This window comes from Burkholderia sp. MSMB1078WGS, from assembly GCF_001528895.1.
GTDB lineage: Bacteria > Pseudomonadota > Gammaproteobacteria > Burkholderiales > Burkholderiaceae > Burkholderia.
The window spans coordinates 118,037-143,908 of the sequence record NZ_LPDI01000098.1; the positions used below are offsets into that span (position 1 = coordinate 118,037).

20 protein-coding genes and 1 pseudogene are annotated in these 25,872 nt (G+C 68.3%); 12 read left to right on the plus strand and 9 right to left on the minus strand.

Annotated elements, in window-relative coordinates:
• Window positions 1–89 precede the first annotated feature (89 nt).
• The 6 genes from WT24_RS24950 to WT24_RS24975 all read left to right on the plus strand — a co-directional run bounded on the left by WT24_RS24950 (window position 90) and on the right by WT24_RS24975 (window position 9,039).
• Window positions 90–3,338: an efflux RND transporter permease subunit gene (locus WT24_RS24950; protein WP_060036154.1), complete on the plus strand. Its 3,249-nt coding sequence runs from the start codon at window positions 90–92 to the stop codon at window positions 3,336–3,338.
• A gap of 36 nt (window positions 3,339–3,374) precedes the next feature.
• Complete coding sequence (locus WT24_RS24955; RefSeq protein WP_060036155.1) at window positions 3,375–4,607, plus strand: efflux RND transporter periplasmic adaptor subunit; 1,233 nt, start codon at window positions 3,375–3,377, stop codon at window positions 4,605–4,607.
• A 5-nt stretch (window positions 4,608–4,612) separates the two neighbouring features.
• A complete protein-coding gene (locus WT24_RS24960; RefSeq protein ID WP_059505485.1) occupies window positions 4,613–6,124 on the plus strand; it encodes an efflux transporter outer membrane subunit in 1,512 nt (503 codons plus the stop codon).
• A 33-nt stretch (window positions 6,125–6,157) separates the two neighbouring features.
• Complete coding sequence (locus tag WT24_RS24965; protein WP_059831532.1) at window positions 6,158–6,853, plus strand: heavy metal response regulator transcription factor; 696 nt, start codon at window positions 6,158–6,160, stop codon at window positions 6,851–6,853.
• Window positions 6,850–8,352 carry a heavy metal sensor histidine kinase gene (locus WT24_RS24970; RefSeq protein WP_060036156.1) on the plus strand — a complete coding sequence of 501 codons (1,503 nt, stop codon included), beginning with the start codon at window positions 6,850–6,852 and terminating at the stop codon, window positions 8,350–8,352. Before WT24_RS24965 ends, WT24_RS24970 begins: the two co-directional genes overlap by 4 nt.
• A gap of 99 nt (window positions 8,353–8,451) precedes the next feature.
• A complete protein-coding gene (locus WT24_RS24975) occupies window positions 8,452–9,039 on the plus strand; it encodes a LysE family translocator (RefSeq protein ID WP_059505116.1) in 588 nt (195 codons plus the stop codon).
• A gap of 16 nt (window positions 9,040–9,055) precedes the next feature.
• Here the strand turns inward: WT24_RS24975 and WT24_RS24980 are convergent, their stop codons facing one another.
• Window positions 9,056–9,901 carry an AraC family transcriptional regulator gene (locus WT24_RS24980; protein WP_059789432.1) on the minus strand — a complete coding sequence of 282 codons (846 nt, stop codon included), beginning with the start codon at window positions 9,899–9,901 and terminating at the stop codon, window positions 9,056–9,058.
• A gap of 362 nt (window positions 9,902–10,263) precedes the next feature.
• Here WT24_RS24980 and WT24_RS24985 point away from each other — a divergent pair, with 362 nt between their 5' ends.
• Window positions 10,264–11,058, plus strand: a complete 795-nt coding sequence (locus tag WT24_RS24985) for an SDR family NAD(P)-dependent oxidoreductase (RefSeq protein WP_060036157.1) — start codon at window positions 10,264–10,266, stop codon at window positions 11,056–11,058.
• A 45-nt stretch (window positions 11,059–11,103) separates the two neighbouring features.
• Here WT24_RS24985 and WT24_RS24990 read toward each other — a convergent pair whose 3' ends face one another.
• The 5 genes from WT24_RS24990 to WT24_RS25010 all read right to left on the minus strand — a co-directional run bounded on the left by WT24_RS24990 (window position 11,104) and on the right by WT24_RS25010 (window position 16,215).
• Entirely contained in the window at window positions 11,104–11,478 is a 375-nt protein-coding gene (locus WT24_RS24990; RefSeq protein WP_060036158.1) for a hypothetical protein, read from the minus strand.
• 220 nt (window positions 11,479–11,698) lie between these two features.
• Complete coding sequence (locus WT24_RS24995) at window positions 11,699–12,769, minus strand: AI-2E family transporter (protein ID WP_059505111.1); 1,071 nt, start codon at window positions 12,767–12,769, stop codon at window positions 11,699–11,701.
• A gap of 136 nt (window positions 12,770–12,905) precedes the next feature.
• Window positions 12,906–14,015, minus strand: a complete 1,110-nt coding sequence (locus tag WT24_RS25000) for an NADH:flavin oxidoreductase/NADH oxidase (RefSeq protein WP_059505109.1) — start codon at window positions 14,013–14,015, stop codon at window positions 12,906–12,908.
• A gap of 142 nt (window positions 14,016–14,157) precedes the next feature.
• Window positions 14,158–14,844 (minus strand): type 1 glutamine amidotransferase domain-containing protein, encoded by a 687-nt coding sequence (locus tag WT24_RS25005; protein ID WP_059505107.1) that lies wholly within the window; start codon window positions 14,842–14,844, stop codon window positions 14,158–14,160.
• Window positions 14,845–15,195: 351 nt separating this feature from the next.
• Window positions 15,196–16,215, minus strand: coding sequence for a substrate-binding domain-containing protein (locus WT24_RS25010; protein ID WP_060036159.1), 1,020 nt, complete (start codon window positions 16,213–16,215; stop codon window positions 15,196–15,198).
• 196 nt (window positions 16,216–16,411) lie between these two features.
• Here WT24_RS25010 and WT24_RS25015 point away from each other — a divergent pair, with 196 nt between their 5' ends.
• Both WT24_RS25015 and WT24_RS25020 read left to right on the plus strand, forming a co-directional pair.
• Window positions 16,412–17,995, plus strand: a complete 1,584-nt coding sequence (locus tag WT24_RS25015; RefSeq protein WP_060036160.1) for a glycoside hydrolase family 68 protein — start codon at window positions 16,412–16,414, stop codon at window positions 17,993–17,995.
• A 192-nt stretch (window positions 17,996–18,187) separates the two neighbouring features.
• Window positions 18,188–19,825 carry a glycoside hydrolase family 32 protein gene (locus tag WT24_RS25020; protein WP_060036161.1) on the plus strand — a complete coding sequence of 546 codons (1,638 nt, stop codon included), beginning with the start codon at window positions 18,188–18,190 and terminating at the stop codon, window positions 19,823–19,825.
• 66 nt (window positions 19,826–19,891) lie between these two features.
• On the opposite strand, the pseudogene WT24_RS25025 reads toward WT24_RS25020, so the two are convergent.
• A pseudogene (locus WT24_RS25025) lies at window positions 19,892–20,143 on the minus strand (SDR family oxidoreductase); the annotation flags it as partial.
• A gap of 129 nt (window positions 20,144–20,272) precedes the next feature.
• Here WT24_RS25025 and WT24_RS25030 point away from each other — a divergent pair.
• The 3 genes from WT24_RS25030 (at window position 20,273) to WT24_RS25040 (ending at window position 22,721) form a co-directional block, all read left to right on the plus strand.
• Window positions 20,273–21,757 (plus strand): PLP-dependent aminotransferase family protein, encoded by a 1,485-nt coding sequence (locus tag WT24_RS25030; protein ID WP_060036162.1) that lies wholly within the window; start codon window positions 20,273–20,275, stop codon window positions 21,755–21,757.
• A 96-nt stretch (window positions 21,758–21,853) separates the two neighbouring features.
• Window positions 21,854–22,291 carry a carboxymuconolactone decarboxylase family protein gene (locus WT24_RS25035; RefSeq protein ID WP_006479143.1) on the plus strand — a complete coding sequence of 146 codons (438 nt, stop codon included), beginning with the start codon at window positions 21,854–21,856 and terminating at the stop codon, window positions 22,289–22,291.
• Window positions 22,292–22,301: 10 nt separating this feature from the next.
• A complete protein-coding gene (locus tag WT24_RS25040) occupies window positions 22,302–22,721 on the plus strand; it encodes a cupin domain-containing protein (protein WP_060036163.1) in 420 nt (139 codons plus the stop codon).
• 103 nt (window positions 22,722–22,824) lie between these two features.
• Here the strand turns inward: WT24_RS25040 and WT24_RS25045 are convergent, their stop codons facing one another.
• Complete coding sequence (locus tag WT24_RS25045; RefSeq protein WP_059505096.1) at window positions 22,825–24,045, minus strand: porin; 1,221 nt, start codon at window positions 24,043–24,045, stop codon at window positions 22,825–22,827.
• A 480-nt stretch (window positions 24,046–24,525) separates the two neighbouring features.
• Window positions 24,526–25,593, minus strand: a complete 1,068-nt coding sequence (locus WT24_RS25050) for a phytoene/squalene synthase family protein (RefSeq protein ID WP_060036164.1) — start codon at window positions 25,591–25,593, stop codon at window positions 24,526–24,528.
• Between the last annotated feature and the right edge of the window lie 279 nt (window positions 25,594–25,872).

Below are 25,872 nucleotides of genomic sequence, written 5' to 3' on the forward strand. Positions count from 1 at the left end.
AGTTTCGCGACAGTAACCCGTGCCGGGCCGACGCCTATCATTCGGGTTCCCTTCACCGCCGCCCGATCACCGCCTGTTCCGCCGCCTCCATGTGGATCGTCAATCTCGCGCTCAGGCGCCCCTACACGTTCATCGTCATGGCCATCATGATCGTGCTGGCCACCCCGCTTGCGCTGATGCGCACACCGGTCGACGTGCTGCCCGCGATCAACATCCCGGTGATCAGCGTGATCTGGAATTACACCGGCTTCTCCGCGACGGAGATGACGAACCGCATCACGTCCGTACATGAACGGATCCTGACGACGACCGTCAACAACATCCAGCACGTCGAATCGACGTCGCTGCCCGGCATCGCGGTCGTGAAGGTGTTCCTGCAACCGGGTGCGAACGTGCAGACGGCGATCGCGCAGACGGTCTCGTCCGCGCAGGCGATCGTGCGGCAGATGCCCCAGGGCGCGACGCCGCCGCTCGTGATCACCTATTCCGCGTCGAGCATTCCGGTGATCCAGCTCGGGCTGTCGAGCAAGACGCTCAGCGAACAGTCGCTCGCCGACATCGCGCTCAACTTCCTGCGCCCGCAACTGATCACTGTGCCGGGCGTGCAGATTCCGTTCCCGTACGGCGGGCGCACACGCGTGGTCGCGATCGACCTCGATCCGCAGGCGCTGCTCGCGAAGGGCCTCACGCCCGCCGACATCGTCAACGCGGTCAACGCGCAGAATCTCGTGCTGCCGACCGGCACCGCGAAGATGGGCCAGACCGAGTACCGGATCGACACGAACGCGTCGGCCGATACGATCGCCGACATCAACGACCTGCCGGTCCAGACCGTCAACGGCGCGACGACCTACTTGCGCGAGGTGGCGTCGGTACGCGACGGCTTCGCGCCGCAGACCAACGTCGTGCGCCAGAACGGCCAGCGCGGCGTGCTCATCTCGATCCTGAAAAGCGGCGACGCATCGACGCTCAAGGTCGTGTCGGACCTGAAGGCGCTGCTGCCGAAGGTGATCCCGACGCTGCCCGAGGGGCTCGCGATCACGCCGCTGTTCGACCAGTCGGTGTTCGTCGACGCGGCCGTCCAGGGCGTGATCCACGAGGCGCTGATCGCCGCCGTGCTGACCGCGATGATGATCCTGCTGTTCCTCGGCAACTGGCGCAGCACGCTGATCATCGCGATCTCGATCCCGCTGTCGATCTTCACGTCGCTGATCGCGCTGTCCGCGCTCGGCGAGACCATCAACATCATGACGCTCGGCGGGCTCGCGCTCGCGGTCGGCATTCTCGTCGACGATGCAACCGTCACGATCGAGAACATCGAGCGGCATCTGCATCTCGGTACGCGCCGGGCCGCCCCTAGCGTGCCGGGCAGCCCCCTCGGGGGGCAGCGACCGGAGGGAGCGTGGGGGTCGTCGTTCGGCACCAACCTTCACGACGCGATCCTCGAGGGCGCCGGCGAGATCGCGGTGCCCGCGCTCGTGTCGACGCTGTGCATCTGCATCGTGTTCGTGCCGATGTTCTTCCTGACCGGCGTCGCGCGCTTCCTGTTCGTGCCGCTCGCCGAAGCCGTGGTGTTCGCGATGCTGGCGTCGTACGTGCTGTCGCGCACGCTGGTGCCGACGCTCGCGATGCTGCTGTTCCGCCCGCAGCAGGCGAGCACCGGCTCCGGCCATTCCACGTCGCGCTTCGCACGCATTCATCACGCGTTCAACGCAGCGTTCGAACGGCTGCGCGCGTGGTACATCGTGCTGCTCAGCATCCTGCTCGTGCGCCGCCGCTTTTACGCGCTGTGCTTCCTCGGCTTCTGCGTGGCGTCGACGGGCCTCGTGTTCGTGCTCGGCCGCGACTTCTTCCCGAACGCCGATTCCGGCAACATCCGTCTGCACCTGCGCGCGCCGACCGGCTACCGGATCGAGGAAACCGCGCGCCTCGCCGATCAGGTCGAGCGCGTGATCCGCGCCACCGTGCCGCCCGACGAGCTCGGCGCGATCGTCGACAATCTCGGACTACCGGTGAGCGGCATCAACCTGTCGTACAGCAACGCCGGCACGATCGGCACGCTCGACGGCGAGCTGCTGATCGCGCTGAAGCCCGGCCACCGCGCGACCGGCCACTACGTGCAGACGCTGCGCACGCTGCTGCCGCAACGCTTCCCGGGCGTCGAGTTCTTCTTCCAGCCGTCGGACATCATCACGCAGATCCTCAACTTCGGGCAGCCGGCGGCGATCGACGTGCAAGTACTCGGCAACGATCTCGCGAGTAACATGACCATTGCGAGCAGCCTGATGAAAAAGATCAGGCAAATCCCCGGCGCCGTCGACGTGCACGTGCTGCAACGCAACGACGAGCCGACCCTGCTGGCCGACATGGACCGTACGCGCATGCAGCAGCTCAATCTCTCCGCCCAGAACGTCGCGCAGAACATGCTGATCTCGCTGTCGGGGAGTTCGCAGACCACGCCGTCCTTCTGGATCAACCCGCGCACCGGCGTCCAGTACCCGCTGCAGATCCAGACCCCGCAATACAACCTCTCGTCGGTCGACGACCTGCTCGGCACGCCGATCTCGGCCAGCGGCCGCACGGGCATGCCGCTGCAACTGCTCGGCAATCTGGTGCAGGTGCGCAGTGCCGCGAACCCGGCCGTGATCACGCACTTCAACATCCGCCCGGCGATCGACGTGTACGTGAGCGTCGAGGGCCGCGATCTCGGCGCGGTCGCGGGCGAGATCGACCGCATCGTCGCGGACGCGCGCGCGACGCTGCCGCGCGGCACCAGCCTCGCGATGCGCGGCCAGATCGAGACGATGCGCACGTCGTATCTCGGCCTCGGCGCAGGCGTCGCGATGGCGATCGTGCTCGTCTACCTGCTGATCGTCGTCAATTTCCAGTCGTGGCTCGACCCGCTGATCATCGTCAGCGCGATGCCGGCCGCGCTCGCCGGCATCGCATGGATGCTGTTCGTCACGGGCACGCACCTGAGCGTGCCCGCGTTGACGGGCGCGATCATGACGGTCGGCGTCGCGACCGCGAACAGCATTCTCGTCGTGTCGTTCGCGCGGCAACGCCTCGCGGACGGCGCGCCGCCGCTCACGGCCGCGCTGGAGGCGGGCGCGACACGGATCCGGCCGGTGCTGATGACGGCGCTCGCGATGATCATCGGGATGGTGCCGATGGCGCTCGGCCTCGGCGAAGGCGCCGAGCAGAACGCGCCGCTCGGCCGCGCGGTGATCGGCGGGCTGCTGTTCGCGACCGTTTCGACCTTGCTGTTCGTGCCGCTCGTGTTCGGCGGCGTGCATACGCGGCTGGCCCGGCGGCGCGCGCGCCAGGCCGGACACTGACTTTCGCCCCATTACCCGGTTGAATTGGTTGAATTCATGGAAGAGAAACATCACAGCGCCGTCGGCATTCAAGTGGACGAACACGGCATGCACCTGCCGGCGCGCGCGTCGGTGTCGCGACGCGCGCGCATCGTCGCGATCGTGATCGGCGTGCTGCTGGCCGCCGGCGCCGCGCGCACGCTCATCGTCAACGGTCTGAACCGCAACCGGCTCGACGCGGTCGCCGCGCAGAACACGCGCCAGTACGTGAGCGTCGCGCATCCGGTCGACGCGGCCACCGGCGGCAAGCTGACGCTGCCCGGCACGCTGCGCGGCTTCGTCGAGGCGCCGATCTATGCGCGCGCGAGCGGCTACGTGCTGCGCTGGCATGCCGACATCGGCGCGCACGTGAAGCAGGGGCAAACGCTCGCCGAACTCGACACACCGGAACTGAACCAGGAACTGGCGCAGGCCACCGCGCAACGCCAGCAGGCGCAAGCCGCGCTCGCGCTCGCGAAGACGTCGTTCGACCGCGCGCAGCAGTTGCGCCAGCGCGATGCCGTGTCGCAACAGGAGCTCGACGACCGGCAAGGCGCGTTCAACCAGGGCGCCGCGAACCTCGCCGCGGCCGATGCGAACATGCGCCGCCTCACCGAGCTGAAGGGCTTCCAGCGGATCGTCGCGCCGATCGACGGGATCGTCACGCAGCGCAACGTCGACGTCGGCGATCTCGTCAATTCCGGCAACGCGGGCCGCTCGCTGTTTTCGGTCGTGCAGGCCGACCGGCTGCGGCTGTACGTACAGGTGCCGCAGGCGTATGCGCAGCAGGTGAAGGTCGGCCAGCACGTGAGCGTCGCGCAGGCCGAGCTGCCTGGGCGAACGTTCGACGGCACGATCACGCGCACGTCCGAGGCGATCGATGTCGCGACGCGCTCGCTGCAGATCGAGATCACGCTGCCGAACCCGGACGGGCGGCTGCTGCCCGGCGCGTACGTGCAGGCGACGCTGCCGATGACGCCGGTCGGCCGCCTGCAGGTGCCGGCCAATACGCTGTTGTTCCGCGCCGAAGGCCCGACGGTCGCGACCGTCGATGCGAACGGCCATGTGCATCTGAAAGCCGTGACCATCGCGCGCACGATCGGGCAGACGCTCGAAGTCGACGGCCCGCTGACACCGAGCGACCGCCTCGTCGAAAACCCGAGCGACGCGCTCGCGAACGGCGACACGGTCGTCGTGCAGGCGGCGCCGGCCGAGAAGCCGGCATCCGCGGTTGGCGGAGCGAAGTCGTGAGCGCGATGCGCGCGCGCCTGTGCCCGGCCGCGATCGGCGCCGTCGCGATCATCGCGGCGGCCGCCCTCGCCGGCTGCACGGTCGGCCCGGATTACCGGCGCCCGGCCGTCGACACGCCGGCCGCGTGGCGACTCGACCCGGCCGACGCGTACTGGCACCCGGCCGCACCGGCCCGCGCGCCGCTCGATCCGGCCTGGTGGACCGCGTTCGGCGACGCGCAGCTCGACGCGCTGGAAACCGATGCGCTGCGCAACAACCAGAACCTGAAGGCGGTGGCCGCGCGCTACGACCAGGCGAAGGCGACGCTCGCATCGGTCGCGTCCGCGCAATATCCGGCCGTCGGCCTGAACGCGAGCGGCCAGCGCTTCAAGATCTCCGCCGACCGGCCGCAGACCAACTACGCGACGAAGAGCATGTCGACCGTGCAGAACGAGATCCAGGTCGGCGCGGCGGTCAGCTACGAACTCGACCTGTTCGGCCGCGTGCGACGCGGCGTCGAAGCCGCGCAGGCCAGCTCCGAGCAGGCGCGCGACGATTTCGCGAACGCGCGTCTCGTGCTGAGTGCCGATCTCGCGTCGAGCTATTTCGCGCTGCGCGAACTCGACACCGAGATCGACGTCGTCAAGCGCTCGATCGAGTTGCAGCAGAAGGCGCTCGACTACGTGAGCGCGCGCCACGACCTCGGCGCGGTGTCGGGCCTCGATCTGTTGCAGCAGCGCGCGCAGCTCGACGCGACGCGCACGCAGGCACAGCTGCTGATCCAGCAGCGCGCGCAGGTCGAAACCGCGATCGCGACGCTGGTCGGCACGCCGGCCCCCGCCTTCTCGCTGCCGCCGCGCGTGGTACCGATCAACGCGCCCGCGCTGCCGACCGGCATGCCGAGCGACCTGCTGCAACGGCGCCCCGATGTCGCGTCGGCCGAGCGCGCGATGGCCGCCGCGAACGCGCAGATCGGCGTCGCGCGCGCCGCGTATTTCCCGCGCATCGCGCTGTCGCCGGACATCGGCTGGGACGCGACGCGCTTCGCGGGCCTGTTCACCGTGCCGGCGCTGCTGTGGTCGGTCGGCGGGTCGCTCAGCCAGCCGCTGTTCGAAGGCGGCAAGCTGAAGGCAGGCGTCGATTTCGCGCAGGCCGGCTACGTGGCCGCGCAGGCCAGCTACCGGCAGACCGTGCTCACCGCGTTCCAGGAGGTGCAAAATGCGGTCACCGGCCTGTCGGTGCTGGCGCAGGCGGCGCAGCAGGCATCCGCGGCCGTCGACGACGCGCGCAAGCTCGTCTCGCTCGCGCAGGACCGTTACGCGGGCGGCCTGACGCCGTTCATCGACGTGCTGACGGCCCAGCAGCAATTGCTGACGAGCGAGCGCCAGGCCGTGCAGATCCAGGGCCAGCGCGCGGCGCTCGTCGTGTTTCTCGCGAAGGCGCTCGGCGGCGGCTGGGACGGCGGTGCGGCGAACGACCCCGCACCGTCCGACGTCGCGTCGGCGGCCCCGCAGCGCAGCGCGGGCGTCGGCCCTTGACCCGCCCTTAACCCGGTTACGCGGACAACGAACATGAAAGTACTGATCGTCGAAGACGAACCGAAAGTCGTCGAATACCTGAAGAGCGGCCTGACCGAGGAAGGCTGGGTCGTCGACACCGCGCTCGACGGCGAGGACGGCGCGTGGAAGGCCGTCGAATTCGATTACGACGTGGTCGTGCTCGACGTGATGCTGCCGAAGCTCGACGGCTTCGGCGTGCTGCGTGCGTTGCGCGCGCAGAAGCAGACGCCCGTGATCATGCTGACCGCGCGCGATCGCGTCGACGACCGCGTGCGGGGCTTGCGCGGCGGCGCCGACGACTACCTGACCAAGCCCTTCTCGTTTCTCGAACTGATCGAACGGCTGCGTGCGCTGACGCGCCGCGCGCGCGTGCAGGAATCGACGCTGATCTCGATCGGCGACCTGCGCGTCGACCTGATCGGCCGCCGCGCGACCCGCGACGGCGCGCGGCTCGATCTGACCGCTCAGGAATTCCAGTTGCTCGGCGTGCTCGCGCGGCGCAGCGGCGAGGTGCTGTCGAAAACGACCATCGCCGAACTCGTGTGGGACGTGAACTTCGACAGCAACGCGAACGTCGTCGAGACGGCGATCAAGCGCCTGCGCGCGAAACTCGACGGCCCGTTCGCGGACAAGCTGCTGCACACGATCCGCGGCATGGGCTACGTACTCGAGGCGCGCGAGGAAGGCGACGCGGAGAAGCACGCATGAAACGCTCGATCGCCCTGCGCCTGTCGGCGATGTTCGGCATCGTGTCGCTACTCGTGTTCACGCTGGTCGGCTGCGGGCTGTTCGTGATGATGGAGCGCCAACTGCTCGCCGAGCTGCGCGCGACGATCGACACGCGCGCGAAGGTCGCGCAGATGATCGTGTCGCACGCGACCACGGCCGCGCGCGGCCGCCTGATGCAGGAAAAGCTCGCCGACCTCGAACCGCCCGACGGATCGACACGCTATCAGGTCGACAGCCCCGATGCCGATTTCCGCTTCGGCCATCCGGTCGACGGTGTGCCCGACGGCAAACCGTTCGGCGCGTTCCAACAGTACGCCCTCAACAACAGCAGCTACAACGTGATGACGAAGACCGTCGCGATCGCGGGCAGCGGCGAGCGTCCGGACGTGAAGCTGATCGTCGCGTCGTCGTGCGAGCGCACCCAGCGGATGCTGCGCCGTTTCGTGTGGACGCTGGCCGCGCTGATCGCGACGGCCACCGTCATCACGCTGATGCTGAGCCGCGCGGTCGCGCGCTTCGGGCTCGCGCCGCTCGACCGGCTGTCGCAGGACGCCGCAAGCGTGAGCGCGACGAACCGCCGCCAGCGGCTGCACACCGACGCGCTGCCGACCGAGCTGCGCGATCTCGCGACGTCGTTCAACGGCGCGCTCGAACGCATCCAGCAAACCTACGCGCGGCTCGAAGCGTTCAACGCGGACGTCGCGCACGAGCTGCGCACGCCGATCAGCATCCTGATCGGCCAGACCCAGGTCGCGCTGACGAGCCGCGACCGCTCGGTCGAGCGGATGCGCCAGACGCTGCAGTCGAACCTCGAGGAATTCGAGCGGCTGCGCGTGATCATCAACGATATGCTGTTCCTGTCGCGCAGCGACCGCGGCGAACGCGCGACCGACCTGAAGGACGTGTCGCTCGCCGACGAGGTGCGGCGCATGCTCGACTTCCTCGAAATCCCGCTCGACGAGGCGCAATTGCGCGCCGAACTGCACGGCGACGCGCGCGCGGCCGTCGATCCGTCGCTGTTCCGCCGCGCGATGACGAACCTGCTGATCAACGCGATCCAGCATTCGGCGCCCGGCGCGACGCTGAACGTGACGATCGCGCGCCGCGACACGCTCGTCGAGATGGCCGTGTCGAACCCCGGCGAGCCGATCGACCCGGTGCGGCGCTCGCACGTGTTCGAGCGCTTCTACCGGCTCGAGGAAGCGCGCGCGAACAGCAAGGAAAACCACGGGCTCGGGCTGTCGATCGTCAAGGCCGTGGCCGAGATGCACGGCGGCAGCGTGTTCGTCTCGTGCTCGGGCGGCGTCAACACGTTCGGCTTCTCGGTGTCGACGCAACCCTGGTCGGGCGGGCCGCTGCGTCCGGCCGACGCCGTCGGCCCGACCGGTTCCACCGGTCCCGCCGATTCGGCCGATTCGGCCGATTCGGCCGATCCGCACGGCCCGCGGCCGGCGCACGCGCCGCGCGCGTTGCACTGACGGCGGCCGCGCGCCGCCGAGGGCAGTTTTCTTCAATACGGGCCGACGCGGCGCCCGTAGTCTCGATGCGACTTTCGACATTTCGCATGGAGACACCTGATGAGCATCCTGGTTTCGATGGCCGCGTTCGCGCTCGCCTCGTCGATCACCCCCGGTCCCGTCAACATCGTCGCGCTCAGCGCGGGCGCACGCCACGGCCTCGGCGCGAGCCTGCGCTACGCGGCCGGCGCGACGCTCGGCTTCGTCGCGCTGTTCCTGCTGATCGGCCTCGGCCTGCACGCGGCGCTCGCGCGCTGGCCGATGCTCACGACGGCCACGCAGTGGTCGGGCATCGCGTTCCTGCTGTACATGGCGCTGCGGCTCGCGCTCGACGACGGCCGGCTGTCGGCCGATCCGGACGTGGCCGGCCCGTCGGCCGCGGCAGGCGCGGCGATGCAGTGGCTCAATCCGAAGGCATGGCTCGCGTGCGTGGCCGCGATGGGTGCGTATGCGGCCGACGGCGATCGCGCGCAGATCTGGCAATTCGCCGCGCTGTATCTGGTGATCTGCTTCGCATCGATCGCATGCTGGGGCTATGCGGGCGCGTCGCTGCGGCACCGGCTCGCGAACGCGCGACGCATGCGTACGTTCAACCGGCTGATGGCGCTGCTGCTCGCGGGCAGTGCGCTGTTTCTGCTCGACGTGTAGCTGGCCGCGGCGGCATTCAGCGCATGGCGCCGCGGTACTGCCCGGGCGTCGCGGCCGCGATCCGCCGGAATGCGCGCTGGAAATGCGCCTGGTCCGCAAAGCCGGCGTCGAGCGCGACTTCGGCGATCGGCCGGCCGCGGCGCAGTTGGGTGCGGCCGTACTGCACGCGTCGGTCAATCAGGAACGCGTGCGGTGTCATCCCGTAACGCGCATTGAACGCGCGGATCAGGTACGACGGCGACAGGTCGGCCGCCGCGCAGATCGCATCGAGCGTGACGGCCTCGCGGCAATGGCCGGCGATGTAGTCGGCCGCGCGCGCGAGCTTCGCGTTGTCGTCGCCCGGCCGCGGATCGGGCGGTTCGCGATCGAGCGCGCCGTGCAGCGCCGTGAAGAATTCGACCGCCGCACTCTCCTTGCCGAGCGCGTCGATGCCGGGCGACACGAGCGTGCGGTAGAAGCCGCCAAATTGCGCGAACAGATCGCCGCGCTCAGTCAACTTCGGCGAAAAACCCTGAAAATCGCGATTCGGATTGCGACCCAGCGAGTGCTGCAGCCGCGCGAGCCACGGCACGTCGACATAGACCATCCGGTACGCCCACGCGTCGGGGCCGTACGGGTTGCATGCGTGCACCTGCTCGGGATCGATGATCACGAGCACGCCGCGCCCGACGTGTGCGTGCGTCGCGCCGTTCACGTACGTGCTCGTGCCGCCGACGATCGCGCCCACCGAAAACGTGTCGTGCGTGTGCTTCGCGTAGCAGATCGCGCGCCCGTCGTCGACGGTGCGCGCCTCGATGAACGGCAGCGCGGTATCGCGCCAGAACGGCGACGGTACGGCGGATCGGTTGGCAATGCGGCTCACGCGGCGGGTTCCCGGGTCGGACGACGAACGCTCACCGTACAAGACTGTGCAGCGCCGCGCAACCGCCCCGTCGGCTTCGACGTTCGGCGCGATTGCACGCGCGAAAACGATCGTGGGCGCCATCCTGCCCCGCCGAAGCTTCGACACAAGATGCGGAGCATGTCGCGCTTACGCGGTAACGGCCTCCGCCCCCGCTTGCAGGCATGCCGCCTGCTCGGGCGCTCGAGCCGAGAGGATCGGCTTCGCATCGACGCCGCGGACACGCTCGCGAGATGGCCGATCGACCGGAATTTGCCTAAGCTTTGAATTCCGTCCGCCGCGGCACGCGCGGCGGTTCCCGTTCACTCTTCCCCATCACGCTCATGCAGATCGATCTGAAAGGCAAGACCGCGGTCGTCACCGCCTCCACCGCCGGCATCGGATTCGCGATCGCCGAAGGGCTCGCGCGCGCCGGCGCGCACGTCGTCGTCAACGGCCGCAGCGATGCGTCGGTGCAGTCCGCGCTCGAGCAACTGCGCGACGCCGTGCCCGGCGCAAGCTTCGACGGCGTCGCCGCCGACCTGTCCGACGCGGCCGGCGTCGCGCGCGTCACACAGCACACGCCGGATGCCGACATTCTCGTCAACAATGCGGGCATCTACGGCCTGAAGGCGTTCTTCGACATCGACGACGCCGAATGGGAGCATTATTTCCAGATCAACGTGATGTCCGGCGTGCGGCTCGCGCGGCATTACCTGAAAGGAATGATCGAACGCAATGCCGGGCGCATCGTGTTCATTTCGTCGGAATCGGGCCTGAACATCCCCGTCGACATGATTCATTACGGGTTCACGAAAACCGCGCAGTTGTCGATCGCTCGCGGCCTCGCGAAGCTCGCGGCCGGGACCCGCGTGACCGTCAATTCGGTGCTGCCGGGGCCGACGATGTCGGAAGGCGTGCGCACGATGCTGAAGGCGCAGGCCGACGAAACGGGCCGCAGCATCGACGACGTTGCAGTGGAATTCGTGCGCAGCGAGCGCGCGAGTTCGATCATCCAGCGGCCGGCGACGACGGAGGAAGTCGCGAACCTGGTCGTGTACGTCTGCTCGCCGCAGGCCTCGGCGACAACCGGCGCGGCGTTGCGTGTCGACGGCGGCGTGGTCGACACGATAGCCTGACGGCAGCATCATGCGCTCGCCCTCGCGCGGCGCGCGGCCGCCGCACTATCGCGACGCGCTCTTGCCCGCCTGCAGCGCGCCCTTGCGATCGGCATCCATGCAGGTATCGAAGCCGTACTGCGTGACGACACCGGCTTTGTCGAACACGACGAAGTACGGCCGGTGATCGTTGCCGTGCTCGATGAAGTAGTTGTAGCAGACGCCGCTGCCGTTACGGACCATCCAGACGCTGCGCGGGTTGCCGGCGGCGCGGACGACGTCGGCGCGCGTCGCGCCGTGCCGCGCAGCGGCCCGTGCAAGCGGCGTGCGCGAATACGAGAACGGCAACCACGAGTCGAACCACGCACAGCCATGCAACATCAGGCAGCCGGCGGCCAGGGACAGCGTCGCTGCGGGACGGGACATCGAAATCAATCGCATGCTCGGGAAATCTGCTGCGCCATACCGGCGTGATCGAAAGCCCCATGCTACTCGACCTTTGGGTCCGGATCGAAAAGAAATGTAGAGATCTTTATCCGAATCCCTGCGCTTGCGCGCCTGCGCGACGGCCGGATCGTCATCGATCGTCGCAGACGATGCACGCGTGCGCGCATCCGCTCCGCTGCACCGGCGCAACGGCCCCGTGCAACGGCATGCGCGCTCAAGCGATCCATTCGGCCCACAGCATCGTCAGCACCGTCATCAGCGCAGGCCCGACGAACAGCCCGATCAGGCCGAACGTCTCGGCGCCGCCGAGGATGCCGAACAGCACGAGCAGGAACGGTAGCCGCGTCGACCCGCCGATCAGCACCGGCCGCACGAAATGCTCGGCGACGAACACGACGACGAACCCGAGCGCCGCCACCACGACGGCCCACATGGTTGCCCCCTGCACGAACAGCCAGAGCGCCGCGCCGCAGAACACGACCGGCGCGCAGAACGGCAGCATCGCGGCGACCGCCGTGACGAGCCCGAGCAGCGCCGCGTGCGGCACGCCGGCGAGCGCATAGGCGACGCCGAGCAACGCGCCCTCGCCGAGCCCGACGACGACGAGCCCGGTCACCGTGCCGTACACGGCCGCAACCATGCGTTCGATCAGTTCCGCGCCGTTGCGCCCGAACGCACGCCGCGCGCCCTGCAGCAGCGCGCCCGACAGCTTGTGGCCGGCGCGCAGGATCACGAACAGCGTGACGAGCATGAAACCGAATTCGAGCAGCACATGCGCGAGCTTCGTGCCGAATTGCCGGCCGAACGCGATGAATTTCTCGCCGTTGACGCCGTGCATCGCGGTGGCCGCATGCAGCGGATGGCCGAGATTGGCCTGCCACCATTCGGTGATCTGCGCGGCGCCGTACGGCAACCGGCCGACCACGTCAGGCAGCGGAATGCCGTTGTCCTGGATCGTGCGCAGCCACTCGCGCAGGTCGTGCGCCTGCGCGATCGCCTGGGTCGTCGCGACGGCCACCGGCAGCACGACGAGCAGCGAAATCGCCGCCGTGATGACGGTCGCGATCAACGTCGGCCGATCGCGAAACAGCCGATGCGATTCGAAGCGTTTCAGCAGCGGCCACATCGCGATGGCGATCACGCAGGCCCATGCGATGGCGGGAATGAAGTCGCGGATCACCCACAGCGCGAGCACCAGCAGCGCCGCATACAGCGCGACGCGGGCGATCTGCTGGGCGCGCGGCCGCGCGGCGGAATCGTGAGACGACGGGACATGTGCGCCCATGGCACCTCTGTCGAAATGAAAAAATGGCGGCTCGCCCAGGCAACCGGCCTGGACGAACCGCCATTCTATCCATCGGCGCCGGATCGGCGGCCCGCGCGATGCGCGGGCCACCCGGCGCTACGTCGACGCACCCCGCTCAGGCTGCCTTGTCGGCGATCCGGTAGCGCTCGAGCCAGTGCGCGTACGGCGCGGGCAGCGTCCATGACGGACGCTCGACGCCGAGCTGCTTGGCCGCGTAGTACGGCCAATGCGGGTCGGCCAGGTGCGCGCGGCCGACCATCACGAGATCGAGCTGCGCTTGCTCGATCACGCGGTTCGCCAGTTGCGGCGTGTCGATTCCCCACGCGGACGATACCGGCAGCCCGGCCTCGCGGCGCACGCGTTCGGCGATCGGTGCGAGAAACGCCGGGCCCCATGGAATCTGCGCGGCAGGCGTCGAGAAGCCGATCGACACGCTCAGCATGTCGAGCCCTTCCCGCTTCATCCGCTGCGTGAGCGCGATCGACTCGGCGAGCGTCTCTTCGTCGCGGCCGTCGTATTCGATCACGCCCAGGCGTGCGGTCAGCGGCAGATGCTCGGGCCAGACCTTGCGAACCGCCGCAAGCGTGTCGACGAGAAAGCGGCCGCGGTTTTCGGCCGAACCGCCGTATTCGTCGGTGCGCTGGTTCGAATGCACCGAGAAAAAGCTCTGGCCGAGATAGCCGTGCGCGAAGTGCAACTCGAGCCATTCGAAACCGAGGTCGCGCGCACGCTGTGCCGCGGCGACGAAGTCGGCCTGCACGCGGGCGATGTCGTCGTGCGTCATTTCGCGCGGCACCTTCGGCAGGTGCGCACCGAACGGCACCGCCGACGGCGCGATGGTCTGCCAGCCGCGCGGATCGCCGTCGGCGATATGGTCGTCGCCTTCCCACGGGCGGTTCGCGCTCGCCTTGCGTCCCGCATGCGCGATCTGGATGCCGGGCACCGCGCCGGCCGCCTTGATCGCCGCGACCGACGGTGCGAACGCGTCGGCCTGCGCGTCGTTCCACAACCCTGCGCAGCCCGGCGTGATGCGCCCTTCCGGCGACACGGCCGTCGCCTCCGCGATCACGAGGCCCGCGCCGCCGCGCGCGATGCCGGCCAGATGCACGTGATGCCAGTCGTTGACGACGCCGTCCTCGGCGACGTACTGGCACATCGGCGGCACCGCGATGCGATTGCGCAGCGTGACATCCTTGAGTTTGAACGGTTCGAACAGGGCAGACATCCACGACTCCTTTGCTTGGTTCTACGAAAACGGCTGGGAATGCGCGGTGCGGAGCGCACGGCGCGACGATACGGGCCGTCGGCGGGCCGGCTGCGCCCGACGACGGCAAGGAAGCGGCGCCGGCCCGGCCGGCGCCATGCGGTTAGCGGTGGCCGAGCTTCGCGAGCAGCGCCTCGGCCGCGGGCGCCGACGACGCGGGGTTCTGCCCGGTGATCAGCAGCCCGTCGGTGACGACATGCGGCGCCCAGTCGGCGCTGCGCTCGAATTCCGCGCCGTTGGTCTTCAGCATGTCCTCGACGAGGAACGGCACGACTTCGGTCAGTTCGACGGCCGCTTCCTCGCTGTTGGTGAAACCTGTCGCGCGCTTGCCGCGCACGACCGACTCGCCGGTCTGCGGGTTCTTCACGTGGCGCAGGACGCCCGGCGCGTGGCAGACCGCCGCGACCGGCTTGCCGGCCGCGAGCATGCGCTCGATCAGGCCGATCGAATGCAGATCCTCGGCGAGATCCCACAGCGGGCCGTGGCCGCCCGGGTAGAACACGGCGTCGTAGTCGTCCGCCGACACCTCGGCCAGCTTGCGCGTCGACGCGAGTTCGGCCTTGGCCGCCGCATCGGCGTCGAAGCGGCGCGTCGCGTCGGTCTGGGCGGCCGGATCGCTGCTCTTCGGGTCGAGCGGCGGCTGGCCGCCCTTCGGCGACGCCAGCGTCAGCTCGATGCCCGCATCCTTGAACGTGTAGTACGGCGCGGCCAGTTCCTCGAGCCAGAAGCCGGTTTTCTTGCCGGTGTCGCCAAGCGCGTCGTGCGAGGTCAGGACAACCAGAATCTTCATGATCGGACACTCCTTCGAAAATGAACGGGGAACGGGGCCGCACGTCGGCACGGCACGCCTGTCGGTTAGTCAGCCAGCAAGCGGCAACGTGCGATCCATTCATCCGCATGCGATACGCGCCTATTAGACCAGTCGTCTAGAAGCAGCCGAAATAAAACGACGGCGTCCCGCTGCATGAACCTGCCAGGAACGTCGCCGCATTCACGAGGACGGATGATATCCCCGGATTAGACCGGTCGTCTAGAAGAACGCGTATTCGCCCCTGCCATCGTCATGGCTTTTGCGACGGGGCGCGCCGTTCGGCATCTCCATCGCTGCCCGGCGCCCTGCCGCGGCGCCGGCCACCGCCGGCTATCCGCGCAACGGACCGTCCGTATCGCCCCCTTCGATTGCCGGCGCTTCGAGCCGCTGATCGCACACGCCGTCGTCCAGCAGCCGCAGCATCAGTTCCGCCAGCGTGCGCCCCGATGCATGCCCGGTCGGCTGCACGACCGCCGTGACGCGATACGGATGCGCGATATCCGACGGCACGCCGTCATAGACGATCAGCGACATGTCCGCGCCCAGACGCAACCCGCTGTCGACGAGCGCGCGAAACGCGCCGCCGCCCGCGATGTTGTTGTCGACCAGCAGCGCGGTCGGCGGCTCGGCGTGCGCGAGCAACGCCCGCGCCGCCTGCAGCCCGCCCTCGTGCGTAAACGGGCACTCGACGAGCAGCGCCGGCTGCGTGTCGATGCCGGCTTCGCGCAATGCCGACAGATAACCGGCGCGCCGCTGCGCGGCGAAATTCAGCGTCAGCGGCGCGCTGATCATCGCGATGCGCCGATGCCCGAAGCCGATCAGCCGGCGCACCGCGTCGCGCGCGCCCGCCTCGTTGTCGAAGTCGAACCACGCATACGGGCCGGCGGCCTGCGTGCGGCCGTACGCGACATACGGAAACGCGCTCGCCCGCAGGTACGCGATACGCGGATCGTCCACCAGCGTGCGCGCGACGATCAACCCGTCGACGAGCTTGCCGTCGACGATGCGCCGATAGGTGTCCAGTTCCGCGTTCGGTCGCGCGGACGCGATGATGAAATCGAGATTGCGCTCGGCGAGCCGCTCTGTGATGCCCGCGACGACTTCGCCGAACCGCGGATCGCCGAGATCGCCGGCGCCGAACGGATAGACGATCCCGATCATGTCCGCCCGGCCGGTCGCCAGCCGGCGCGCGGTCGGATCGGCCACGTAACCCATTTCACGCGCGGCCTTCGCCACGCGCTCGCGCGTCGCCTCGCTGACGTCGTCGTAGCCGTTCAACGCACGGCTGACCGTCGTCCGCGACAGACCGAGCGCGTCCGACAGCGCCTTCAGATTCACCTTCACCGTCATTCCTCGCAGTCGCCGATCCGCCCGGCCGCCCGAACACCTGGACGCACCGACCGGGTAATTATTTCCATTTGGTAACGATTACCGTCAAATAAATATCTTTTGCGTTCCAAACCGGTTTGAAATAGCATCCAAACCGGTTTGGACATCGATACCCACTCAGCCGTTCACTTTCACCTACCCAGGAAACAACGACGAGATGACATACTTTCCCCTTTTCCGCCCGGCCGCGGCCAAACGTTTGCTGCTCGCTGGCGGCGCACTCGCCGCCTTCGCGTCCGTCGCGCACGCGCAGTCCGGCGGCACGGGCACGCCGATGCCCACGCCCCATACGCAGCAGGCCTACGATCCCGAAGGCAATTTCACGATGCGCTGGACGCGGGCGGACATCCGCCAGATCGTCGCGCAATCGCATACCGCCGGCGCCGACAAGAATTCGCTGCCGCAAGCGCTGACGATGCCGGACATCCCGCAGGATTTCCCGCTGATCAATTCGAACGTGTGGGTGTGGGACACGTGGCCGCTGGCCGACCTGCGCGCGAACCAGCTCAGCTACAAGGGCTGGGAGGTGATCTTCTCGCTCACCGCCGATCCGCACGCCGGCTATACGTTCGACGACCGTCACGTCCACGCCCGCATCGGCTTCTTCTATCGCCGCGCCGGCATCCCCGCGTCGCAACGCCCGGCGAACGGCGGCTGGACCTGGGGCGGCCACCTGTTCCCGGACGGCGCGAGCGCCAAGGTGTTCGGCACCGCGCCGATGACCAACAACGCCGAATGGTCGGGCTCCGCGCGCCTCACGCACGGTGACAACGTCAGCCTCTACTACACCGCGACGTCGTTCAACCGCTCGGCCCCCGGCGGCGCCGACATCACGCCGCCGCAAGCGATCATCACGCGCGCCGACGGCCACATCCACGCCGACGACAAGCACGTGTGGTTCACCGGCTTCGACGATCACAAGGCGCTGCTGGAACCGGACGGCAACTACTACCAGACCGGCCAGCAGAACACCTACTTCTCGTTCCGCGATCCGTTCGTGTTCACCGATCCCGCTCATCCGGGCAAGACCTACATGGTGTTCGAAGGCAACACCGGCGGCCCGCGCGGCGCACGCACCTGCACCGAGGCCGATCTCGGCTACGCGCCGAACGATCCGAACCGGGAAGATCTCAACGCGGTGATGAATTCGGGCGCAGTGTATCAAAAGGCCAACGTCGGCCTTGCGGTCGCGACGAATCCGCAGCTGACCCAATGGAAGTTCCTGCCGCCGATCCTGTCGGCGAACTGCGTCGACGACCAGACCGAGCGTCCGCAGATCTATCTGAAGGACGGCAAGTACTACCTGTTCACGATCAGCCACCGCACGACGATGGCGGCCGGCGTCGACGGCCCGGACGGCGTATACGGCTTCGTCGGCAACGGCATCCGCAGCGACTTCCTGCCGCTGAACGGCGGCAGCGGCCTCGTGCTCGGCAACCCGACCGACTTCTCCGCACCGGCCGGCGCACCGTATTCGCAGGACCCGAACCAGAACCCGCGCGAATTCCAGTCGTATTCGCACTACGTGATGCCGGGCGGGCTCGTCGAGTCGTTCATCGATGCGATCGGCCCGCGCCGCGGCGGCACGCTCGCGCCGACGGTGAAGGTCAACATCAACGGCACGTCGACGGCGGTCGACCGCACGTATGGGCGCGGCGGCCTGGGCGGCTACGGCGACATCCCGGCGAACCTGCCGGCGACGGGGGCCGGCCACGACGACGGCCCGGGCACCCGCCCGTAACGGCGGCAATCAGGATAACCAACGATAACGATCGTCTCTGAAGGCACGAGGTTCGGGAGGCGCGTATCGCGCGTGTCGCGTGTGCGCCTCCTCTTTTTATTTCGACTTTTCTTTCGACCATCGCGCATGCCGCCGTTGCAGCCGGCCTGCGCCCTCCTTTCCCGCTTCGCCCGACGAAGCGCCCGGCCCCGCATGAAATCGACGTCTTTCCGCTGTTCCGTCCGCCTCGTCCGGCTGCTGCTCGTCTGCATGGCCTGCACGCAGGCCGCCGCCGCGCCATGCCACACGCCGGCCGAAAACGGCACGCCGCAATGGCGGCCTGCCCTCCACTACACGCCGCAGCGCAACTGGATGAACGACCCGAACGGGCTCGTCTACGAGAACGGCCGCTATCACCTGTTCTATCAGTACAACCCGCTCGGCAACGACTGGGGCAACATGTCGTGGGGCCACGCGATCAGCACCGATCTCGTCCACTGGCGCGAGCAGCCGGTCGCGATGCGCGCGAACGCCACCGAGGAAATCTTCTCCGGCTCGATCGTCGCCGATACCCTGAACACGTCCGGCCTCGGCAAACCGGGCCACACGCCGCTCGTCGCGCTCTATACGAGCGTCTACAAGCCCGGCTCGGGCCACGCACCCGGCATACAGGCCCAGTCGCTCGCGTACAGCCTCGATCGGGGCACGACCTGGCAACCGTATGCGCACAACCCGGTGCTGACGCTCGACCCGGAATCGAAGCAATTTCGCGACCCGAAAGTGTCGTGGTATGCGCCGGGCGGCTACTGGTTGATGACGACGGTCGTCGCCGATGCGCAGGTCGTGAAGCTCTATCGTTCCGACGACCTGATCCACTGGTCGTTCCTGAGCGATTTCACGCTGCCGGACGTGCCGCACGCGGGCGCGCTGTGGGAAATGCCCGATCTCGTCCCGCTGCCGCTCGACGGCGATCCCCGCCGCATCAAGTGGGTGATGATCGTCAACGTGAATCCGTGGTCGATCGCCGGCGGTTCCGGCGCGATGTATTTCGTCGGCGACTTCGACGGCCGCACGTTCGTGCCCGACCGCGTCGCGCCGGGCGGCTCGGATCCCGCGCAATTCCGCTGGGTCGATCACGGCGCCGATTTTTATGCGGCCGGCACGTTCTCCGGCGCGCCCGGCGCCCGACCGGTCGCGATCGCATGGATGAGCAACTGGGATTACGCGGCAAAGGCGCCGACCGCCCCATGGCGCGGCGCGACCACGCTGCCGCGCGAACTGTCGCTGAAGACGATCGACGGCGAGCCGAGACTCGTCGTCGCGCCCGCCGCCGCCTTCGACGCATGGGCCGACGGCCGGCCCGCCGTGCATGAAGGCGACGTCACGGTCGACTCCGCTACCCGGGTGCTGTCGGCCGCCACGCGCGGCGTCGTCCAGCGCATCACGGTGACGATCTCGCCGCAGCGTGCCGCGCGTGCGGGGCTGATCGTCCGGCGCTCGGGCGACGGCTCGATCGGCACCCGGATCGTGTACGACACCGCGAAACGCACGCTGACGCTCGACCGCTCGCAATCCGGCGAAGCGAATTTCGCCGGCACGTTCAGCCGCGAGCACATCGTCGATCTGCCGCTCGAACACGGGCAGTTGCGGCTCGAAATCGTCGTCGATCGCGGGTCGGTCGAGGTCTTCGCGAACGGCGGCCGCGTGGCGCTGACGGACCTGATCTTTCCGCCGCTCGATGCGGATCGCGTGGCCGTGTTTGCCGAGCAAGGCCGCGCGACGTTCGCGGGGTTGACGGTGACGCAACTGGAAACCGGTGACGCCGCGCGCGGCGCGTGTGCATCCCGCTAGCGCATGTGACGGGGGCCGCTCGCCCGGCACCGTATCGGCCGGTTGCGGTCCCGCCCGCGTCGCCCCTCAGAGCAAGCCCATCCCGCCCGACGCGATGATTTCCGCGCCGACGATGAACGCGGATTCCGGCGCGCTCAGGTGCAGCACCGTCGACGCGATTTCGTCCGGCGTGCCGAACCGGCCGATCGGCACGAGGCCCTTGATCTTGTCGGCCGTCTCGTCGAGCGTCGCCGCATCGAGCCCGAGCTTGCCGTACAGCGGCGTCTGCACCGGCCCCGGGCTGACCACGTTCACGCGCACGCCATGCGGCAGCAGTTTCCCGTCGCGGGAATGCGCGGCCCGGCCGTCGTCGCGCGAAGCCGCTCGCCCCCTTTAACCGCCGCTGACGCGGGCGACTTCCGGTATGCTGATTCACGCGAAACGACTCGAATCGAGGTAACCACTGCGATGGACATCGCGATCCGCATCGAAGGCCGTCACGACCTGACGGGGCAAATCTTCCGGCAACTGCGCACCGCGATCGTCGACGGGCGTCTCGAAGGCGGCGCGCGGCTGCCGTCGACGCGCGACCTCGCGAAACAGCTCGGCGTGTCGCGCAAGACGACGCTCGACGCATTCGAGCGCCTCGTCGCCGAGGGCTACCTGACCACCCGCGCCGGCGACGGCACGTTCGTCGCCGACGGCCTGGCGCGCGTGCCGCACGCCGCGGCGACGTCGGCGCCGTCGATCGTCGACGAGACGCCGCGCATCGACGCGGTCGATGCGCGTGCGCTGTGGAACGACCTGCCCGATGCGCTCGCGATGCCCGCGCCGCAGGATTCGCCCGGCTTCGACTTTCGCGGCGGCGTGACCGACAAGACGCTGTTCCCGTTCGACGCATGGCGGCGCTGCCTGCATCACGCGCTGCGCCAGCAGGCGCGCGGCCCCGGCCAGTATCACGACCCGGCCGGCGACCCGCAGTTGCGCGGCGCGATCGCGCGCTACGTCGCATTCAGCCGTGCGGTCGCCTGCAGTTGGGACGACGTGCTCGTCACGCAGGGCGCGCAACAGGCGCTCGACCTGCTCGCGCGCGTCGTCGTGCGGCCGGGCGACGTCGTCGCGGTCGAGGATCCCGGCTATCCGCCGGCGCGCGCCGCGTTCGCGTCGCTCGGCGCGACGGTGATCGGCGTGCCGGTCGATGCGCAGGGCCTCGTCACGGAGCGGCTGCCGGACGACGCGCGGCTCGTCTACGTGACGCCGTCGCACCAGTTCCCGCTCGGCATGCCGATGACGCTCGATCGCCGCGTCGCGCTGCTCGAATGGGCGCAGCGCCGCCGCGCGGTGATCATCGAGGACGACTACGACGGCGAATTCCGCTTCGAAGGGCGGCCGGTCGAATCGCTGAAGAGCCTCGACCGCACGGGCCTTGTCGCGTACGTCGGCACGTTCTCGAAGACGATCTTTCCGGAGTTGCGGATCGGCTACGCGATTCCGCCGCGCGCGCTGCGCGGCGCGCTCGCCAAGGCCAAGCAGATCGTCGACTGGCACACGTGCACGCTGACGCAGGCGGCGCTCGCGCGCTTCATGCTCGAAGGCGATTTCGCACGGCACCTGAAACGCGTGCAGAAGCACTACGACGCGCGTCGCAAGATGCTGATCGCACACCTGCGCGGCGGACTCGCGCCGTGGTTCGACGCGATCGTGCCGACCGCCGGCATCCACCTCGCCGCGCACCTGAAGCCGGGGCTCGACGAAGCGTCGCTGGTCCGCGCGGCGCGGACGCAGGACCTCGGGCTGTACGGAATCTCGGCGTTCCACGTGGGCGTGCCGGTGCGCCCGGGGCTGCTGTTCGGCTACGGCGGAATCGACGCGCCGCGCATCGACACGGCGCTCGCGAAGCTGGCCGGTTTGCTGGACGCCGGCCTCGCGGGCGGGCCGCCACCGGTTACCTGAATTTTCAAGAAATTGGCTATTCAGGCAGGCCAGTACGCGTCTTAAAGTAGGTCCTGTCGCGCCACCCCGGCGCTACCCAACCGGAAAGGACCTGCCATGCAACCGCGCCTGAACTTCTATGCCGCCAGCCCGAATGCCATCAAGGTGATGCGCAACGCCGAGGAATTCCTTGCGAAAAGCTCGATCGAGAAACCGCTCGCCGAGCTCGTCCGCCTGCGCGCGTCGCAGATCAACGGCTGCGCGTTCTGCGTCGACATGCATACGACCGACGCGCGCAAGGGCGGCGAAACCGATCGCCGTCTCGCGACCGTCGTCACGTGGCGCGAAACGCCGTTCTTCACCGAGCGCGAACGCGCGGCGCTGGAATGGACCGAGGCGCTGACGCTCGTGGCCAGCAACCATGTGCCCGACGCCGTCTGGGAAGCCGTGAAGCCGCACTTCACCGACGAGGAGCTGTTCGACCTGTCGATGCTGATCGCGACGATCAACTCGTGGAACCGCTTCGCGATCGCGTTCCGCAAGATGCCCGAGTAAGGAGGCGACGATGATCCGTTCCCCGCTCCATTGCGTCGCGCTGTGCGCCGGGCTCGTGCTCGCCGCGGCACTGCCAACCGCCGCCCGCGCGCACGACGCCGACGACGGCGTGCACGCAGTCATGCAGCAGGCCGTGCCCGAAGCGCCCGGCAAGCGCGTCGTCGTCGCGACGGTCGACTATGCGCCCGGCCAGGCTTCCGAAGCGCATCGGCATCTCGGCTCGGTGTTCGCCGTCGTGTCGAAAGGCGAAGTGCTGTCGCAGGTGAACGGCGGCCCGCTGCAACGCTATCGCGCCGGCGAAGGCTGGTACGAGCCGCCCGGCTCGCGACATCAGGTGTCGCGCAATGCGAGCGCGACCGAGCCCGCGCAACTCGTCGTGTTCGGGCTGACGGGCGAGCATCAGCCGCTGAAGTCGCCGATCGATCAGTGATCCTGCGGATCGGGCGACGCTCGCGACGTAAACGAAAAAACCGGCTCGAAAGCCGGTTTTTTCATCCCGCATGCCGTGAGCGGCGCTCGCGCGCCGCGCGGCATCAGAAGCGGTGGATCAGGCCGACACCGACGCCGATCTGGTTCTGCTTCGAACCTGCGCCCACGCCGTCACCGATCGACGTGGTCGCCGAGATGATTGCGTTGCCCTTGGTGTTCAGCGTGTTGCCGCTCGCGTGCTGGTAAGCCTCAACCGCGTACAGGCCCGTGCGCTTCGACAGGCTGTAGTACTGCGACAGCGTGACCTGGTGGTACTTGGCCGCGCTGGTGATGCCGTTCGACTGCGTGGCGGCCGTGTACGAGTAGCCTGCCGCGAAGTCCCACTGAGCTGCTGCCTTCCAGTGCAGCACGGCGCCAGCCGTGTTGAAGATGGCCTTGTTCCGGAAGAACGAACCCGTGCCCGGCGTGTACTGGACGTTCGAGTACGACGCCGAAATGTCCCATGCCGGCGTGAACTGATAGCCCGCCGTCACGGCGATCCGCTGCTGCGACTGCGCGGTCGCGTAGCCGTTGTTGATCGACGAAACTGCCGGCTGGTTGCCGTCGCCCGTTGCCGTCAGGCCGTTCTGGACCGTCGAATTCGCGCCCCACACGCCGCCGCCGAGCGTCGAGTTGTTGACCTTCTGGTAGCCGACCGCAATGCCTGCCGGGCCGTTCAGGTACTGGATCGCCGCGCTCCACGTCGAGCCGCGGTTCGTCGCGCCTGCAACGCCGCCGAACGAGTACGAACCGCCGACCGTGAAGCCGTAGAACTTCGGCGACATGTAGACGAGCGAGTTGTTCGCGCGGTAGCTGGTATCCAGCGAGTCGATATCGCCCGGGTGCGCGCCGTAGTAACCGGTCAGCCAGGTCGTCGGGCTGTACGGCGACAGCAGCGTGTAGTACGCGGTGTACTGGCGGCCGGCCGTCAGCGTACCGTACGTGGTGTTGGTCAGACCAACCCATGCCTGACGCGTGAAGATGCCGTTGGTCCACTGCGACGAGCCGTTAGCCGTGTTGACGCCGGCTTCCAACTGGAAAATCGCCTTCGTGCCGCCGCCGAGATCTTCGCTGCCCTTCAGGCCGAAGCGGCTGCCTGCCCACACGCCGGTGGACATCTGCACCTTCGAGTGACCACCCGAGGTTGCACCGACTGCCGACGAGTTGTTCTGCCAAGCCAGACCGTTGTCGACGATACCGTACAGGGTCACGCTGCTCTGGGCGTGGGCGGCGGTAGCGGCTGCGAGACCGACTGCCGTCATGGCGAAAGCGACGCGCTTTTTCATTGATTCTCCGTCCTCAAAGAATGATTTCTTTTCTGGTGTGGTTTTATGACTGACACATGTGCGAGTACATGCCGACGCGATTCTGACGGATTACCAATTGTTTCCCAACATGTGCAGTCGGTCATCGTATGATCGACGCAACGCGCGGGTTCACCAAACGGTTACATGACAGCCCGAAACACTTGTGCGGCGGGCGTTTCCGGCATTTGCCGGTGAAAACCCTAGCTTTACATTTTTACGGGTGCCACGCGACCGTCCGATGTCGTCAGACGCCTTCGGCAATGAAACGTCTTACAAATGCGCGATCGAAGCTGACGCCGCGATTCACGCCGCCGCGCAGGATCGCCGACGTTCATGACAGCCGCATTTCGAAACACGAAATCATGAAAACGTTTTTGTCGGCGTGCCGGTGACGGCACGAGAACGGCCCGTCGAATGCGGGCCGGGAGGGGATGCCGGCGCCTGCCGCGCCGGCGATCTTCAGTGCTGCGTCGCGGGGTGCGCGAGCCGCGCGCTCACGGCATCGACGAGCGCGTTCAGGCGCGCGCGGATCGCCGAGTTCGAACCGACCAACGCAAGCGACGCCGCCATGATCCGGTAGATGCGCTTTCTCGGCACCTTGGCCGGCTTCGCCGGGTCGAGCCACGCAGCGTGGCCGGCCAGCAGTTCGAGCGTTTCGAGGCCGATCATGATCGGCCACAGGCAGGCGAGCCGCAGCCGCACGAAACGGCGTGGGATCGCGAGCGTATACAGGCATGCGTCGCGATACTGGTCGAGCGCGACGCGCAGCAGGTCGACCAGCACGCCGCGCGCGCGCGCCGAAGCCTCCGGCTGCATCAGGTCGGCCACGACGAGCCCGTGCGCGCGCAGCACGTCGTCGGGCAGGTAGCAGCGGCCGATGCGCAGATCCTTCGCGCAGTCGCGCAGGATGTTGGTCATCTGCAGCGCCTTGCCGAAACGGATGCCCTTCTCGCGCATGTCCGGCAGATCCCAGCCGCGCGCGGCGCGCGTGTGCGCGTCCGTCATGTCGGTCCAGAACTCGCCGACGCAGCCCGCGACGAGGTACGTGTAGCGATCGAGCGCATCGCGCGTCGGCAGCGATGCGACCTGCCCCGACTGCTCGTCCGGAAACGTGCGCAGGTCGAATTCCATCCCCGCGGTGAGCGTCGCGACGACCTTGCGGATCGACGCGCGATCGGCCTCCGGCTGCGCGCGCAGCAGCGCGAGCATCGGCTCCATCGAGCCGAGCAGCAGGTGTTCGTGCGAATCGGCCTGCATCCGCGTCACGTCCTCGAGCGAACGCGACAGCGCCGCGCCGTCGCCGAGCCGCTCGACGTCGTCGCGCAGGTCGGTCAGCAGCGCCGCACGGCGGTCGGGCGCGACGAGCGCCGTGTCGGCGATCGTGTCGGCCGCGCGCGCAAGCAAATACGCGAGGCCGACCGGGTCGCGCATGCCGTCGGGCAGCACGCGCAGCGTCAGGTAGAAGGAGCGGGAAACGTTCTTCAGCAGCTCGCCGAGGAGATAGGCGGGATCGGTATGGGTCGTCATGGGTCGGGAAAAATCGGCCGGCGCGGGCCCCGGACGCACACGGGCGCCGGGCGCCCGCGCCGGCCCGCGAGTCGCCGCATCGCCGCGCCCGGCGGCGGCGGCCCCGGTGCGGCGATGCAAAATTCCCGCAAGTTTAGTGCATCCGGCGCGCGGGCAGCCTGCGACGGGCGGATGCCGCGCGGGCACGCTCGCCGCCCTCAAAAACAAACGGAAAGGCACAAGTAATACATATGTAATCATTCGGTGCGACGATCGCGCTCCGTTCGATCCCGTTCAGCC